Source organism: Micromonospora sp. NPDC004704, from assembly GCF_053601675.1.
This window is the reverse complement of record NZ_JBSGCD010000008.1, coordinates 192,988-208,783: the sequence shown is the minus strand read 5'-3', so window position 1 is coordinate 208,783 and position 15,796 is coordinate 192,988. Positions and strand designations below refer to the sequence as shown.

16 protein-coding genes are annotated in these 15,796 nt (G+C 70.5%); 9 read left to right on the top strand and 7 right to left on the bottom strand.

Annotated elements, in window-relative coordinates; translation table 11 throughout:
• Nucleotides 1–44: 44 nt before the first annotated feature.
• A complete protein-coding gene (locus tag ACWEFB_RS14095; RefSeq protein WP_326560396.1) occupies nucleotides 45–392 on the bottom strand; it encodes a winged helix-turn-helix transcriptional regulator in 348 nt (115 codons plus the stop codon).
• A 107-nt stretch (nucleotides 393–499) separates the two neighbouring features.
• On the opposite strand from ACWEFB_RS14095, the gene ACWEFB_RS14090 reads away from it, so the two are divergent.
• On the top strand, nucleotides 500–1,609 hold the full coding sequence (locus tag ACWEFB_RS14090; RefSeq protein ID WP_452285447.1) for an NAD(P)/FAD-dependent oxidoreductase: 1,110 nt from the start codon (nucleotides 500–502) through the stop codon (nucleotides 1,607–1,609).
• A gap of 82 nt (nucleotides 1,610–1,691) precedes the next feature.
• On the opposite strand, the gene ACWEFB_RS14085 is transcribed toward ACWEFB_RS14090, so the two are convergent.
• The 4 genes from ACWEFB_RS14085 to ACWEFB_RS14070 all read right to left on the bottom strand — a co-directional run bounded on the left by ACWEFB_RS14085 (nucleotide 1,692) and on the right by ACWEFB_RS14070 (nucleotide 4,049).
• Nucleotides 1,692–1,901: a hypothetical protein gene (locus ACWEFB_RS14085; protein ID WP_452285445.1), complete on the bottom strand. Its 210-nt coding sequence runs from the start codon at nucleotides 1,899–1,901 to the stop codon at nucleotides 1,692–1,694.
• The gene (locus ACWEFB_RS14080) at nucleotides 1,898–2,110 is read right to left on the bottom strand and encodes a hypothetical protein (RefSeq protein WP_363599180.1); all 213 of its coding nucleotides are present in this window, start codon (nucleotides 2,108–2,110) and stop codon (nucleotides 1,898–1,900) included. The genes ACWEFB_RS14085 and ACWEFB_RS14080 overlap by 4 nt, the downstream gene beginning before the upstream one ends.
• On the bottom strand, nucleotides 2,107–2,379 hold the full coding sequence (locus ACWEFB_RS14075) for a hypothetical protein (protein WP_452285443.1): 273 nt from the start codon (nucleotides 2,377–2,379) through the stop codon (nucleotides 2,107–2,109). Before ACWEFB_RS14075 ends, ACWEFB_RS14080 begins: the two co-directional genes overlap by 4 nt.
• Nucleotides 2,380–3,047: 668 nt before the next feature.
• Complete coding sequence (locus tag ACWEFB_RS14070; RefSeq protein WP_452285441.1) at nucleotides 3,048–4,049, bottom strand: helix-turn-helix domain-containing protein; 1,002 nt, start codon at nucleotides 4,047–4,049, stop codon at nucleotides 3,048–3,050.
• Between the two features lie 1,459 nt (nucleotides 4,050–5,508).
• Between ACWEFB_RS14070 and ACWEFB_RS14065 the strand changes: the two genes are divergently transcribed.
• On the top strand, nucleotides 5,509–7,029 hold the full coding sequence (locus ACWEFB_RS14065) for a YifB family Mg chelatase-like AAA ATPase (RefSeq protein ID WP_452285439.1): 1,521 nt from the start codon (nucleotides 5,509–5,511) through the stop codon (nucleotides 7,027–7,029).
• Complete coding sequence (locus ACWEFB_RS14060; RefSeq protein ID WP_452285437.1) at nucleotides 7,026–8,291, top strand: DNA-processing protein DprA; 1,266 nt, start codon at nucleotides 7,026–7,028, stop codon at nucleotides 8,289–8,291. The genes ACWEFB_RS14065 and ACWEFB_RS14060 overlap by 4 nt, the downstream gene beginning before the upstream one ends.
• A gap of 97 nt (nucleotides 8,292–8,388) precedes the next feature.
• On the opposite strand, the gene ACWEFB_RS14055 is transcribed toward ACWEFB_RS14060, so the two are convergent.
• Nucleotides 8,389–8,817, bottom strand: coding sequence for a VOC family protein (locus tag ACWEFB_RS14055; RefSeq protein ID WP_452285435.1), 429 nt, complete (start codon nucleotides 8,815–8,817; stop codon nucleotides 8,389–8,391).
• 117 nt (nucleotides 8,818–8,934) lie between these two features.
• Between ACWEFB_RS14055 and ACWEFB_RS14050 the strand changes: the two genes are divergently transcribed.
• From ACWEFB_RS14050 to ACWEFB_RS14035, 4 genes are all read left to right on the top strand, one after another.
• Nucleotides 8,935–9,903, top strand: coding sequence for a helix-turn-helix transcriptional regulator (locus tag ACWEFB_RS14050; protein ID WP_452285433.1), 969 nt, complete (start codon nucleotides 8,935–8,937; stop codon nucleotides 9,901–9,903).
• A gap of 112 nt (nucleotides 9,904–10,015) precedes the next feature.
• Nucleotides 10,016–10,780, top strand: coding sequence for a hypothetical protein (locus ACWEFB_RS14045; RefSeq protein ID WP_452285431.1), 765 nt, complete (start codon nucleotides 10,016–10,018; stop codon nucleotides 10,778–10,780).
• 116 nt (nucleotides 10,781–10,896) lie between these two features.
• A complete protein-coding gene (locus ACWEFB_RS14040) occupies nucleotides 10,897–11,838 on the top strand; it encodes a tyrosine recombinase XerC (RefSeq protein WP_452285430.1) in 942 nt (313 codons plus the stop codon).
• A 56-nt stretch (nucleotides 11,839–11,894) separates the two neighbouring features.
• Nucleotides 11,895–13,085, top strand: coding sequence for an aminotransferase class V-fold PLP-dependent enzyme (locus ACWEFB_RS14035; protein WP_452285428.1), 1,191 nt, complete (start codon nucleotides 11,895–11,897; stop codon nucleotides 13,083–13,085).
• On the opposite strand, the gene ACWEFB_RS14030 is transcribed toward ACWEFB_RS14035, so the two are convergent.
• Entirely contained in the window at nucleotides 13,003–13,641 is a 639-nt protein-coding gene (locus ACWEFB_RS14030; protein WP_452285426.1) for a murein hydrolase activator EnvC family protein, read from the bottom strand. The two genes, ACWEFB_RS14035 and ACWEFB_RS14030, sit on opposite strands and share 83 nt — an antisense overlap.
• Nucleotides 13,642–13,890: 249 nt before the next feature.
• On the opposite strand from ACWEFB_RS14030, the gene ACWEFB_RS14025 reads away from it, so the two are divergent.
• A complete protein-coding gene (locus ACWEFB_RS14025) occupies nucleotides 13,891–14,496 on the top strand; it encodes a hypothetical protein (RefSeq protein WP_452285424.1) in 606 nt (201 codons plus the stop codon).
• A 118-nt stretch (nucleotides 14,497–14,614) separates the two neighbouring features.
• On the top strand, nucleotides 14,615–15,736 hold the full coding sequence (locus ACWEFB_RS14020; protein ID WP_452285422.1) for a sulfite oxidase: 1,122 nt from the start codon (nucleotides 14,615–14,617) through the stop codon (nucleotides 15,734–15,736).
• Nucleotides 15,737–15,796 lie beyond the last annotated feature (60 nt).

The window sequence follows — 15,796 nt, the reverse complement described above, 5'->3', positions numbered from 1 at the left end:
GCCGATTGTTGTCGCCCGCTATGCCGGCGAGGTGCTCCGGAAGATCAGCTCTTGTCGGCGGGCAGGTGGTTCGTGGCCCAGCGGGAGATCTCGGTGAGGACCGGAACGAGCGCCTGCCCACCCGGAGTGAGCTGGTAGGAAACCGCCACCGGCGGCCCGGGCTCCACCGTACGGGCGACGAGGCCGACCTCGGTCAACTCGGACAGCCGGTCGGAAAGCACCGAATCGCTGACACCCTCGACGGCTCGGGACAACTCGCGGAATCCAGCCGGCCCGTTACGGAGGCTGCCGAGCACCAGGGCACTCCACCGCTTGCCCAGCACACCGAACGCGCGTGCCAGGGCCGCGTCGGCGCGGTCGCAGTCTCCTGCGTGGTTGACGGCGCTGGTCATACCACCAAAGCTAGCAGATCCGCTGGCGCTATGCTTTTCGAAGCGGCTAGTCTTGCCGACGGTTAACCCGGTATTAGAAGTGACTATCAAACCTGGAGCTACGAGCAATGACTGAGACAACCCGGCCGCGTCCGAGCGTGGCCGTCATCGGCGGCGGATACGCCGGATTCAAAGTCGCCAAGGCACTCGACGACGTCGCCGACGTGACCCTCGTCGACCCCTCCGACGCCTTCCTGCACAACGTGGCCGCATGGCGCGCACTGGTCGAGCCGGAGTGGGTGGAGCGGATCTTCCTCCCGTACAGCCGGCTCCTGCACCACGGACGGTTCGTGCGCGACCGGGCCGCCGCGGTCGAAGGCCGGCAGGTCACGCTCGCCGGAGGCGGGCGCCTGGAGCCGGACTACCTGATCCTGGCCACCGGCTCGTCCTACCCGTTCCCCGCCAAGAGCGACGAGACGGAGAGCGCGACCGCCCAGGCCAAGTTCCGCGACGCCCACCAGGAGCTGCGCGGTGCCCAGCGGGTGCTGCTGGTCGGCGCCGGGCCGTCCGGCCTGGAACTCGCCGGGGAGATCAAGTCGTCCTTCCCGGAGAAGCAGGTGACCCTGGTCGACTCCGGACCGGACATCCTGCCCGGCCGGTTCGACCAGGCGCTCCGCGACGAACTGCGCGCCCAGCTCGACAAACTCGGGGTCGAACTCAAGCTCGGCAGCCGGCTGAACGCGCTGCCCGGCATCGCCCCGGCCACCGCCGGACCGGTATCGGTCACCACGGTCGACGGCGAGGAACTGACCGCCGACATCTGGTACCGCTGCTTCGGCGTCGGCCTGCAAACCGACTACCTGCACGGCGCGCTCGCCGAAGCCCGCAACGAGCAGGGGTACGTTCGGGTCGACGACCAGCTCCGGGTCACCGGTCAGGACCGAGTCTTCGCCATCGGCGACATCTCCGACGCCGACGCGAACATGGCGGGCATGGCCACCCGGCAGGCCGAGCTGGTCGCCGCGAACCTGCGCACGCTGATCACCGGTGAGGGTGAAGTCGCGACGTACGAGCCGGCCGGGGTCATGATCGCGGTTCCGCTCGGCCCGGAGGGCGGTGCCGGACAGCTCCCCTGGATCGAGGGCATCGCCGGTGCCGAGGCGATCTCCGGCATCAAGGGCCGCGCCATGCTGGTCGAGATGTACAGCGCCCAGTTCGACGCTCCCGAGCGGGTCTGACCCGAGCAGGATCGGGGAGGTCCCGCCTGGGCGGGACCTCCCCGTATTCCCTGTCCTGGTCGGTTGCCGCCGACCCGGAGCCTCACACCAGGTACACGTCAGCGGTGGTCCCGTCGGGACGGGTAACCGTGAGGTGCCCATTCGGGGCCAGGTCGTGCAGGACCGCCGCCACCCGGAGCGCCCGGTTCATCGCCACCGTGCGATTGGTGCCCTGCTCGGCCGCGAGCCGGGTCAGCGCCTCGTCGGCGGGCCGGACCAGGTTCACCGTGACCTTGACGTAGGAAATGGTCACGAGGCGCGATCCGTCGCCGCGACAACCGGTGCGGGTGCGTCCGGATTTCGGACTTTGATCGCCCAGGCGAGTTGTGGGCAGCCGTCGGGGGTGCACTGACGGCACGTCCCCGGCTGCCAGGGATGCCGGCCGGGCTGGTGCTGCCGCAGTGTGAGATCGGCGCCCATCCGGATCGCCGCAGCGGTGAGCGGCTCGTCCATCCGACTCATCCGGCAGCCACCTCCCGCACGATCGCGGCGACTCGTACGTAGTTGCCGAAACAGGGCAGGTGCCCCGGCCGGTTCGGGTCCGTGCAGGTCGACCAGTGGGCGGACACCCAGACTTCCTGCTCGTTGTCACGGGTACGTGGGTCGGTGGGGTCGACGGCCACCACCTGGATCTCGGTCTCCGCTGTGGCCAGGTTGCCGTTGGCGTACCACTCACCTGGCCCGAGGTGCAGGACCGTGCCCCGAGATACCGGGCCGATGTTCACCGTCATGTCACCGCCTCCTGTTTCACGGCGGTCAGCATCTCCGGATCGGTCACGAGCTGCCGTGCCCACCGGAGCCGGCTGCACCTGCCGGGCGCGTAGCAAGGGCACAGCCCGCACTCCTCCCCGGTCTCGTGGCGGGCAACGATCACGCGGGCGATCCCGTGCAGTGAGGGCCATAGGGACCGGGAGAATCTGGAGAACCACTGCTGGAGTTCGTTCATCGCCGCCGCCACACCCACCGGGGGCGCCGGGTGTTCCAGAGGATCCGGATCAAGGCCCCCGTGGACCGGGCCACCGGCGGCTCCGACACTGGCGGAGCGTCCGCCGGCCGGTACGCACCGCACCGCGCGGGGTACTCGGTCGCCGGGCCGGGCCGTACCGGTGGGGCCGGCTCCGGGTCGGTGGGTTCGAGCCATCGCATCGCATTCCTCCGTCAGGTGGCCGGAGGTGCGCGACGACCCATCCCAGGGCAGCGGCACCTCCGAGCCGAGCCTGCACGGGTCAGGCCCGACACGATCGGGGGCACGACCGATAGCGGAAGACGATCCAGGAATGGGAACCCGCTACCGGCCGTGCTCACTCCCATCGTTACGGCGCACGACGACGATCACCAGGAGTTACCTGTCCGTACCTGTTCGCCATCTGTCCGGTGGAGCTTCCGGACAGATGATCGTTCAGCTTCCCGCGTTAGCCAACGCCTGCCGGTATTCCGTCGTCCACTCGGCGTCGCGCTGGTCGTCCGGCAGGCTGTCCAGCCCTGCACGCAGGTTGTCCACTGCAGCGGCCGTCTTGCCGAGCGCCAGGTACGCCAGCCCGATGCCCATCCGGGAGAACGTCGGCGTCAACCAGTACGCGGCGCCCAGAGGCTCTTCCGCAGACGCAGTCTCGGTGAGGTCGCTCGCCTCGCCAAGCAGGCGTCCAGCCGCAACCCGGTCTCCCAGCAGCGCGTACCCGTGCGCGGCCTGCACCGCGTCGCCAACCCGCTGCAACGCGGTCGCCCCCGGCGTGTTGTACGCGGCGAGGAAGTGCCTCACGATGCCGCGAGGGTTCCCACGCTGGCGTTCCAAGTAGCCCCGGAAGTTCTCCGCCTGGGCGGCAAGCGGGCCGTTGTCGATCTGGTCAGCCTGTTCGGCCGCCTCGACCAACACTCGCGTTGCCTCGGCGTCGTTGCGAGCCTCGGCGTGCAGCCAGCCGACGAACTGCGTCCATTCCGCAGCGACAGCATGCATCTCGGACGCGTGGAGACCGCGAGCCTGCACGGTGAAATCCAGGACGGTGCGCCACTGCGGCACGGCCCACGGCAGCATCATCGGCGCGGGCATCGCGTCGTCAAGACGTCGCTGCGCGGCCAATGAGTCGGCGAGCAGGTGGACGGTGGCGGCGTCCAACCGTGACGGCCGATCGATCACGTACTCGATTCGCTTTTGGTCATCCGGCGTGGTCACGGCCGGTGCGTCGACAACCAGCGCGGCGAGCGCACCGCCGGCTTCAAGCGCGTCGTCCAGGCGTCGGGCAGTCTCGGGTGTCGGCCGACCTCGGCCAATCTCCAGATCGTGCAGGTAGCTCTTGCTGAAGTAGACGCGCTTGGCCAGGTCACGCAGGGACAGACCGCGAGCGATACGCAGCTCAAGCAGGCGTGCCGGGAATCGCGGGTCGACGATGGGCGCAGGCGGCATCGGTACTCCCCGGGTAGAGGACTGGACAGCGGAACCGCCGGGCCTCTTCCCCCGGGAGTCGCCAGTTCGGACGGTACACGGTCAGAACGATCGAAGGCGCCGGCCACGACCCGAGATATGGAGGGCCAGGGGTATTCGGGTACCACTGGCCGGAACAGGACGGCAACCGAGACTTTGGGACTGGCGACCGCCCGCCGACCCGCGGTGGCGCCCTTCGTGAAGGGACACGAGGGATGGAGCGGAGCTTCGTCCGGCACCCGGCATACCTGGAGGGTTATCTCTAAAAGCTGATTTGCTCCGGTGCGGTCTTCGCACCTAGGCACGATGGCGCCTCAACTGGGTCCACGCGATGAGGTTGACCTGCGGTTGCCTCCGCATCACCAACGACGTCGGAGGATAGGTTCAACCTTTATTCGCTATCTGCCACTTAGGACTAAAGCGGATTGATATATGTAACTCGCCACGGTTGATCATGCATGAGCGTGCGCAGACGTGCTGAACGCACCACCTGCGCCTCGGCCGGTTGATGGTGAGGCTGGATCCGGAGAGGGGCACCACTAATCTGTCCTAGGTGCATCGACAGGTAGCGCAACCTACTTCTCCATCGTGGTCGAGATTTCTCGCCCACGGTTGGGAAGGAGGTGGTGCGAGGTGTCGCAACCGACCGGGCCAGCCGGCCCGGAGCAAGATCCGCCGACCGGTCGCTACCGGAAGGCAGGTGACCTGGGGGTCCTGATCATCAGAATCCTCACGGAAACCGTCCGGCTGATGGACGCGTTCTTGTCCGGAAGCTGGAGTGGCCCCACCTAACCCAAGGGTTAGACGGGGCCACCAGCGGGAGATTCCCTCGCCTCGGGGCTGCAACCATGGGGCGGGGGGACTCTCCGATCCCAGGTGTTCCGCAAGCGCAACACCAGCAGGTTTGTTCATTATCTGAGCGGAAGCTAGCTCGATTCTGACACGGAAGTCGCATGTATGCGACATGCATGTCCTACTCACGCGTCATACCTGACACAACGCGTAGGCAACGGACGCCCACCTCTGGTGATCCGGTCACGAGCCCGGCGCCCCCGTCGCCGCCCCTGACTGCCACACGGGTCGACCTTCGATAGCGTCGGCACTCCACCAGAACGCCCACCCGCGCTTCCGCACCCTGCACGATCTAATTACGCCCGTACCATAAGATCGCAATGTCATCATTACTTACCCTCCGTCCGAAATAAGACCCGATAGCACATCGAAGGCTTGATCGTCCGGCTGTCCACAGGGCCCCTACGTTGTCCACAGCGGTGCCGAGCCGCCAGCGCTGTCCTGCGGGCATCGGTCATCTTTCAGCCATGACATCCCTACGACGAGCGAGATCCGTACACCTGGCAGCAACGCCCTGCGCGACACCAGCAGCCGGACCGCCGAACTGCCGCCAACGCCCGCCCGACACTGATGAGTTTGGGTCGTCGCGGTGAGTTACGCGAAGGTGCTCTGTGTCGGCCTGGTCGGGGTGACCGGGCACCTGGTCGAGGTCGAGGCCGATCTCGCCCCCGGACTGCCCGCCGTTGTCCTGTCCGGACTGCCCGACACCGCGCTCAACGAAGCCCGTGACCGCGTACGCGCCGCGATCGTCAACTCCGGCCAGCACTGGCCCAACCGCAGGATCACCGTCAACCTGCTCCCCGCCACCCTGCCCAAACACGGCTCCGGCTTCGATCTCGCCATCGCCGCCGCCATGCTCGGCGGCTCCGGTGAACTGCCGCTGGCGCCGCTGGAGGACGTGGTCATCCTCGGTGAACTGGGGCTGGACGGGACCGTCCGGCCGATCCGGGGCGTACTGCCGATGGTCGCGGCGGCGGCCCGAGCGGGGATCAGTCGGGTGGTCGTACCGGTCGGGAACGCCGCCGAGGCCGCAGTAGTGCCGGGGGTACGGGTACGGGCGGTGGACAACCTGCACCGGCTCGTCGCGTACGTCCGGGACGGGGCCGCGCTGCTTGATCCGCCACCGCGCACGACGGCGCCACCCGTGCCGGGGCCGGATCTGTCCGAGGTCGCCGGTCAGGGGCTGGGGCGGAGGGCAGTGGAGATCGCCGCAGCGGGTGGGCATCACCTGGCGCTGCTCGGGCCGCCCGGTGCCGGCAAGACGATGCTCGCCGAACGGCTCCCGTCGATCCTGCCCGAACTGGACGACGACACCGCCCTGGAGGTCACCGCGCTGCACTCCATCGCCGGCATCCTGCCGCCGGGCGGAGACCTCGTACGCCGACCGCCGTTCCAGGCTCCGCACCACACCGCGACCGTGCCGGCGATCGTCGGGGGCGGATCGGGGCTGGCCCGTCCCGGAGCCGTGTCACTGGCGCACCGGGGAATTTTGTTCCTGGACGAGGCGGCGGAGTTCCAGTCGCGGGCGCTCGACGCGCTGCGGCAGCCGCTGGAACACGGGCGGGTCGTGATCAACCGGGCCAATGGTGGCACCGAGTATCCGGCCAGGGTGCAGCTCGTACTCGCCTCCAATCCCTGCCCCTGTGCGAAACCGGCCGGGGACACCCACTGCGAATGCACCCCGCTCGCCCGTCGGCGGTACCTGTCCCGGATCTCCGGGCCGCTGCTGGACCGGATCGACGTGCAGGTGGAACTGAGCCCGCTGCGGGCGGCCGAGCTGATGGACAGCGGGGAGTCGAACGAGTCTTCCGCCGAGGTGGCGGCACGGGTCGCGGCGGCACGGGCCGTGGCTACCGCCCGCTGGGCCAAGCTCGGCTGGAAGGTCAACGCCGACGTACCCGGTCCGTACCTGCGGCAGGCCCGCTGGCGGTTGCCCGCGGCCAGCACCCACGGGCTACGCCGGCGCCTGGACCAGGGATCCCTTTCCGCGCGTGGCTTCGACCGGATCATCCGGATGGCGTGGACCATCTCCGACCTCGACGGCCGGGACCGGCCGAACGCCGACGACGTCAACGAGGCAACCCATCTGCGTACCAGGGAGGCATCATGAGTAATCCGCACCGGGCCACGTCAGCGGAGCCGATCCGCCCGACCCTGGACCCACCGGCACCGCCCGACGAACTGGCCGAGATCAGGCTGGCTCGGGTCGCGCTGACCTGGCTCGCCGAACCGGGCACCTGGTCGGTCTACCGGCTGACGAACGAGTACGGGCCGGTCGGCGCGCTGGACCGGCTGCTCGCCGGTGACGTACCGGATCGACGGCTGCGTACGGCGGTAGCGGCTCGGCTGGCGGCGGGCGACCCTCGCGAGGTGGCCGCCGCCGCGATCGCGCACACCGAACGGCTCGGCGCCCGCATCGTCGTACCGGAGGACAGCGAGTGGCCGTCGCAGGTACGTGACCTGGAACGGCTGTCCCTGCCCGGCGCCGACCGCAAAATCGACCAGGAAACCGCACCGCCCCTCGCCATCTGGGTACGCGGACAGTGGCCGCTGGCCGAGACCCTGGACCGGGCGGTCGCCGTGGTGGGTGCCCGAGCCGCGAGCCCGTACGGCGGCTACGTCGCCACCGAACTCGGCTACGGACTGGCCGACCGGGGATGGACGGTGGTCTCCGGTGGGGCGCACGGCATCGACGCCGCCGCGCACCGGGGCTCGTTGAACGCGGGTGGGCTGACGGTGGCCGTACTCGCGTGTGGGGTGGATCGGCCGTATCCGGTGGGCAACAGTTCGCTGTTCGACCGGATAGTGGAGAGCGGTCTGCTGATCAGCGAGTGGATGCCGGGCGCCGAGCCGCTGCGTCACCGGTTCCTGATCCGGAATCGGCTGATCGCCGCCGCCACCGCCGGGACGGTGCTGGTCGAGGCGGCAGCCCGCAGTGGTGCCACCCAGACGTTACGCCGGGCGCTCGCCATCAACCGGCCTGCGATGGTCGTCCCCGGGCCGGTGACCTCGGCGATGTCGGTGGGCGCCCACGAACTGCTCCGCGAACATCCGCGCACCCGGCTGGTCACCGGGCTGCCGCACGTACTCGAAGAGGTCGGTCGGATCGGCGCGGACCTGGCGCCGCTCGCCCGCGCGCCCCGGCAGCCGCGCGACCTGCTGGACGAGGAATCGGCCCTGGTCCTGGAGGCACTCCCCCGGCGAGGCGCCCTCGGTCCGGACGAGCTGGCCGCCCGCGCCGGCCTGGACGTACGCCACACGCTGCGCAAACTCGCCCTGCTCGAAGACCTCGACCTGATCGTCCGCCGCGACGGCGGCTACGCCATCGCCACCCCGTCACCCCGCCCCACCACCATCGCCCCCGCCCCCTAACCAGTCCGGCGATCTTGCACTTGTGGCTGTACGCAAATCCGGACCAGGTGCCGCTACTCGGGCGCCACAAGTGCAAGATCGTCGGCGGGGTGGGCGGTCAGGAGCGGGTAGTCAGGACCTCGAGGTAGTGGGGGTTGTACATGACGCCGAGGACGTTGCCGAACGGGTCGACCACCGAGGCGGTGATGAAACCCGAGGGGCGGTCGACGCGGGGCTCGAACTCCTTGGCGCCCATGGAGATCAGCCGCTCCAGGGCCGCCGTCACGTCGTCCACGTGCCAGAACAGGACCGCGCCGCCGGGCTCGGTCGACCCGCCGCCGGGCCGGTAGCGGCCGTCGATCAGGCCCAGCTCGTGCTGGTAGTCGCCGAGCCGGAACTCCCGGTACCCGGGCTTGCCGTCCGGACCGGGGAACTCGAAGTACGGCTCGATGCCGAGCAGTTCGGCGTACCACCGGGTTGCCGCGTCCAGGTCGTCGGCGAAGTAGGTGACGGTGGCCATGCCGCGCAGAATCGGAGTGCCGCTCATGACTAATCCTCCAAAGTCGATCATTTTCGCTGGTCAACGCGTTTTCCGTGGTGCTGAAAGAAACGCTACCGGCCATTGCGGAACCTCCCGTTCCTCAATGCCTGGCAGACTTCGGGAATGTTGGAGACCTCGGTCCGGCTGCTGCGGTTGCTGACCCTGTTGCAGACCCGGCGTACCTGGTCGGGTGCGGATCTGGCGACCCGCCTGGACGTCACCACCCGGACCGTCCGCAACGACGTCGAGCGGCTGCGCCAGCTCGGCTACCAGGTGCACTCCTCAACCGGCGTGACCGGCGGCTACCAACTCGGTGCCGGCACCGCGCTACCGCCGCTGCTACTGGACGACGACGAGGCCATCGCGGTTGCCGTCGGGCTCCGCGCCGCCGCGGGTGGCACGGTCGCCGGGATCGAGGACCCCTCACTGCGGGCCCTGACCAAGCTCGAACAGACCCTCCCGACCCGGCTGCGCCACCGGATCGACGCGCTGCGCTCGGCCACCGAATCCGCGGCGGGTGGCGGGCCGACGGTGGACATCGACACCCTCACCGTCATCGCCGGTGCCGTACGCGACCATGAGCTGCTGCGCTTCGACTACCTCGACCGCGACGGACAGGCCACCACCCGCCGGGCCGAGCCCCACCGGCTCGTCTACACCGGACGCCGCTGGTACCTCGTGGCCTGGGACACCGACCGGCAGGACTGGCGTACGTTCCGCGCCGACCGCATCAGGCCCAGGCTGCCGAACGGGCCGCGCTTCACCCCTCGGGAGCCACCGGAGGGCGGGGCGGCCGATCACGTCATGCGCGGCCTGCGCTCACTGGCCTGGAAATACCGGGCCCGGGTACGCCTGCACGTGCCCGCCGAGGTCATCGCCGAACGGATGCCCCCGGAGGCCGGACTGCTGACCGTCATCGACGAGCGGAACTGCCTCCTGGAAACCGCCTCCGACCTCCTGCACGACCTCGCCGGATTCCTCGGCCACCTCGACGTCCCCTTCACCGTGCTCGACCCGCCCGAACTCCGCGACCACCTGCGTACGCTCGCCGACCGCTACTCGGCCGCCGCCGCAGAGTCGCAAGTGGACTGACGGGATGCCGGTCGGGGCGGCAGCGCTCCCACTCCCCGTGACATCCGCGACATCGATGGGGCGTAGCCTTCCGCACGGCTCAGCGCAAAGTCGCCCAAACGGAGGGTTTTTCATGGCTCTGGTACGACGCGCGTCCGTTCTGGACAACGCCGGGCAATTGGTGGTGACGGCGGTCGGACGCGTTGCCGCCGCCCAGGCCAACACCACCACGTCCACCCCGGCCAACGGCGACGCATCGGCCGCCACCGGCACCCCTGATCCGGGTCAGCCGGCCGGCGGCAACGGCGAGGCGCCCGCAGCGGAGGCCGCCTCGGCCACGTCCCAGCAGGCCGGGTTCGGTGCCGTACTCGCGGCGTTCGCGACCATCGGCGCCGGTGGTTACGGCGCGTGGCAGATCTGGTCGAGCGGCGGGGCCGCCGCCATCATCCAGCCCCCGGACACCACCGCAGTCTTCGGTACGTTGCTCGTCTTCGCCGCCGCCGTCGAGCGGGTGCTGGAGCCGTTCTCCCGGTGGTTCCCGGGTCGGCGTACCGAGGCAGCGCTCGAACAGACGATCGTGGCGCTGGCGAACCGGACCAGCAACCCGACCCACGCCGACCTGGTCGCGGTGGCACAGGCGAAGGCGCGGGTCGAACGGGCCAGGGGCAACCGGACCATCGTCGCCTGGGGCATCGCGACCGCGTTGGCCACTGTCGCCTCCAGCGCCGGCGGTTTCTACGTCCTGCACGCGGTCGCCGGTCCGGAGTGGGACGGGCTGCCGGTCTGGGTCGACGCGATCGTCACCGGTGTGATGGTCGGCAGCGGCACCAAGCCGGTGCACGACCTGATCAGCCGGGTCCAGGGCGCCAAGGAACAGGCCCAGAACCCGACCGCCTGACGGATCAGCTTGTGAGCGGGCCGGACCGGAGGAACTCTGGTCCGGCCCACCCCATCCCGAAGGTTCCCGGCGAGCCGGCTTGACTCCGGTGGGCATACGGCCGACGGTCACGGGTGATGAGCCGTGAGACCCGCAGTACCCGAGCGACGCACGAGCGTCTGCCGCAGCCGATGCGTGACGCGGTGGACGACTTCGCCCGGCACCTGTCCAAGGTGGAGAACCGGTCCACCCACACCGTCCGGGCCTACGTGGCGGACATCGTCTCGCTGCTCGACCACGCCGTCCGGCTCGGCGGCGGCACCCCTGCCGACCTGGATCTCGCCGCACTGCGGAGCTGGCTGGCGAAGGTCCGTACGCTCGGTGCCGCCCGTACGACACTGGCGCGGCGGGCCGCGGCGGCGCGTACGTTCAGCGGGTGGGCGCACCGGACCGGCAGGATCGCCACCGATGTCGGTGCGGCGCTGGCCAGCCCGAAGGCGCACCGGGAGCTGCCGAGCGTGCTCCGCGCCGACCAGGCGACAACGCTCGTCCTGGCCCCCGGTGACGAGGCGTCCCCGGTGCTGCTGCGGGACCGGGCCGTGCTCGAACTGCTCTACGGCACCGGGGTACGCGTCAGCGAACTGTGCGGGCTGGACCTCGGCGACGTCGACCACGCCCGACGGGTCGTACGGGTGCTCGGCAAGGGCAACAAGGAACGCTCGGTCCCGTACGGCGTACCGGCACAGCAGGCGCTCGACGGCTGGCTCCGGCTGGGGCGTCCGGCGCTGGCCGGGCCGGAGAGCGGGGACGCCCTGCTGCTCGGGCAACGGGGCGGGCGGCTCCTGCCGACGATCGCTCGTCGGCTGGTTGCCAACTACGCGACGGCGGCCGGGCTGCCCCGTACCAGCCCGCACGGGCTGCGCCACTCCGCCGCCACCCACCTGCTCGAAGGCGGCGCCGACCTGCGTGCCGTACAGGAGATGCTGGGACACGCCTCCCTGTCCAGCACCCAGATCTACACCCACGTCTCCGCCGAAAGACTTCGTGCCGCCTACCGCCAGGCTCACCCCCGCGCCTGACCACGGTTCGTCAATTGGACGGCGACCGGGACGGGGGCGGGGCTTAGGATGATCACGTGAGCGACGCAGCGTCACCGCCGCCCGAACCGATTCCCGGGGCCCGCCTGCTCTTCTCGCTCGACCCGGCGATCACCCACCTCAACCATGGCTCCTTCGGTACCGTGCCGATCGTGGTCCAGCGCGCCCAGCAGCGGTTGCGCGACGAGACCGAGTCGAACCCGCAGCGGTTCTACACCCGTGGGCTGACCGACAGGATCGCCCACGCCCGCCGGTACCTGGCCACCTTCCTCGGCGCGGATCCGGAGGGGACGGCACTGGTCGGCAACGCCACCACCGGCGCCGCGGTGGTGTTGCAGTCGGTGGGTCTGGAGCCGGGTGACGAGGTGGTCAGCACCGACCACGGGTACGGCGCGGTCGCCTGGTCGGTCGAGCGGGAGTGCCGGCGTACGGGCGCGGTGGCGCGAACCCTGACCGTGCCGCTGGCCGCCACGGACGAGGAACTTGTCGAGATCATCCGGTCGGGTCTGCGGCCGGGGCGGACCAAGCTGCTGATCGTGGACCAGATCACCTCGCCCACCGCCCGCCTCTTCCCGGTCACCGCGATCGTCTCGGTGGCCCGCGCACTCGACATCCCGGTGCTGGTCGACGCCGCGCACGTCCCCGGAATGCTCCCGGTCGAGGTGGACGGGATCGGGGCCGACTTCTGGGTCGGCAACCTGCACAAGTGGGCGTACGCCCCGCGCGGCACCGCCGCGCTGGTGGTGTCCCCGCGATGGCGGGGACGGATCGAACCGCTGGTCGTCTCCTGGGAGCAGGAGAACGGGTTCCCGCTCAGCGTCGAGTACCAGGCGACGCTGGACTACAGCCCGTGGCTCGCCGCCCCGGTGGGTGTGTTCGCCCTGCGGAGCCTCGGTGTGGACCGGGTCAGGGCGTACAACGCCGGGCTGGCCGCGTACGGGCAGCGGGTTGTGGGTGCGGCGCTCGGTCTGGGACCGGCCGACCTGCCGGACCCCGGCGGACCGACGATGTCCATGCGTCTGGTTCCGTTGCCGGATGGTGTCGGCGCCACCCTGCCCGAGGCGATCACCCTGCGGCAGCGGGTCGCGGACACCCTCGCCACCGATGTTTTCCTCGCCCCGTGGAACGGTCGGGGTTGGGTGCGGCTCAGCGCCCAGGTCTACAACCGGGCCGAGGAGTACGACCGTCTCGCCGAGGCCCTGCCCGGTCTGCTCGCCGCCGCGCGCTGAGCCGGCGAGCCCCCGGTCCGGCCCTCGGGCGGCGGTTGAGCACCGGCAGCAGCCGGACCCGGGCCAGGCCGAGCAGGGCGAGCGGGTCGAGGTACTGCTCGCCCCGGCGCAGGCCCCAGTGCAGGCAGGCCGGCGCGGGACAGCCGGGGTGGCCGGGAAGCAGGGTGCCGAGCGGATCCCCGGCGGCGAGCCGGTCACCGGTCTGCACCGACGGCTCGACCGGCTGGTAGGTGGTCCGCAGCCCGTCGGCGTGGGAGATGCTCACCAGCGGCGTGCCGGCGACCCGTCCGGCGAAGAGCACCACACCGGCACCGGCCGCGCGGACCGGCGAGCCCGCGTCTCCCTCAAGGTCCACCCCACGATGCCCGGACTGCCACGGCAGCGGCGGCGGGTCGAACCGCCGGACCACCCGGGGTACGCCAGCCAGCGGCCACCGCCAGGCCGACCCGACCGGCACCCCTTCCGCCGCTGACGGGACGGGCGGTACGGCCGTCACCAACGTTGCTGCCAGCGACAACACCAGCAGGGCCAGGGCGGGGCGACGGTACGTCCTCATGGCCGGCAGCGTGCCCGGCGGTGTGGGGCAGCGCAACGGGTACGGGCCGGACCTGTGGACAACCGGACCGGCTGTGGAGAACGCCCGCCGAGCTTGTTGATCTGCTATGTGACACCAACCACGGTGGAGGGTCGATCGAAGGTCGGGACTTTGGTCCTGCCGCAGTGGGGTGTTCCGGCCCGCGCGGTGGGGTGGCGGCGCGGGAGATGGTGAGGGTGTCAAAAAGAGCTTCTAGCAGCGGAGGCAACGATGACCACCATCAACAGCGGCGGCAAGGCTTCGGCGGCGACCCCGGCGCACGCCCTGGAACAGGCCCTCTCACCGGGCCACATGCTCACCACCACCGCCGCCCGCGCCCTGGCCGTGCTCCGGATCAGCACCGGGTTCGTCTTCTTGTGGGCGTTCCTGGACAAGACCTTCGGCCTGGCGTACTCGACCCCCACCGAGCGGGCCTGGATCAACGGTGGCTCGCCCACCAAGGGCTTCCTCTCCAACGTCGAGGTCGGGCCGATCCAGTCGATCGCCCACTCGATCGCCGGGACCTGGTGGGCCGACACCCTGTTCATGGCCGGCATGGCGGCCGTCGGCATCGCCCTGATCGCCGGGATCGGTCTGCGGGTGGCCGCCGGCTCCGGCGCGCTGATCATGGCGATGATGTGGCTGGCCGAGTTCCCCCTCGCCAGGTTCACCAGCGCCGGTGAGCCGTCGGGATCGACGAACCCGATCACCGACTACCACCTGATCTACGCCGTGGTCCTGGTTGTCCTCGCCGCCGCGTACGCCGGTCACACCTGGGGCCTCGGGCGGATCTGGGCCCGCCTGCCCTTTGTCCAGCGCAACCGTTGGATGCTCTGACCTGGCCACCGGGAACACGTGCGGATGACCGCCCCTGCTGAGTCAGACCCGACGGAACCTAGTCTTGGTCCGGTGCGCCCGCCCACAACCGCGGGCCCCGGACCGGGAAGGCCTACCGATGACCACGGTGAACGAGGTGAGCGGCCCGTCGCGGCTGGCTGAGCCGGGCGAGGGGATCAGCGCCGAGGAACTGCAACTGGCCGCCCGCAACCACGGGCTCCCGCTGGAGGCGCTGCGGTACGACGTGACACCGGTCGGTCTGCACTACCTGCTCACCCACTACGACATTCCGGACACCAACCCGGAGACCCACACGCTCACCATCGACGGTCTGGTGGACCAGCCCCTGATCCTCGACCTGGCCGAACTGGAGCGCCGCCCCCGGGTGACCCACCGGGTCACGATGGAGTGCGCCGGCAACGGGCGCGCACTGCTGGAGCCCCGCCCGGTGAGCCAGCCCTGGCTGGTCGAGGCGGTCGGCACCTCGGAGTGGACCGGCACCCCGCTGGCACCGCTGCTGCGTGAGGCCGGGCTGGCGGCGGACGCGGTCGACGTACTCTTCACCGGCGCCGATCACGGCGTGGAGCGCGGGGTGGAGCAGGACTACCAGCGTTCCCTCCCGGTGCCCGAGGCTCTGCGCGAGGACGTGCTGCTGGCGTACGAGATGAACGGTGCCCCGCTGCTGCCGCAGCACGGCTCCCCGCTGCGCCTGATCGTGCCGGGGTGGTACGGCATGGCACACGTGAAGTGGCTGCACCGGATCGAGGTGCTCGACCGGGAGTTCGACGGGTACCAGAACGCGGTCGCCTACCGGGTACACCAGGACGCCGACGATCCGGGCGTGCCGGTGTCCTGGATCGAGCCGAGGGCGTTGGTCCAGCCGCCCGGCTTCCCCGACTTCATGTCCCGGTCCCGCGCGCTGCGCCCCGGTACGGTCCCGCTGACCGGTCGGGCCTGGTCCGGCCACGCCCCGGTGACGAGCGTCGAGGTGACCGTCGACGGCGGCCTCACCTGGTCCCCGGCCACCCTGGAGGCGCCCGCCACCGGTACGGGCAGTACCCGGTGGGCTTGGGTCCGCTGGCGGTACGACTGGGACGCCGCCCCCGGCCGGTACACCCTGAGCGCTCGGGCTACCGACGCGTCGGGACGTACGCAGCCGGTGGAGCAGCCGTGGAATCGGGGCGGGTTCGCCAACAACCTGGTGCAGCGGGTCGAGGTCGTCGTCGTCCTCGACGAGTGAGCGGTTCGGGGGTCGGCCCGCCCTGCGACCGGCCCCCGCCGTCAGCTCGCTGCCGTGCTC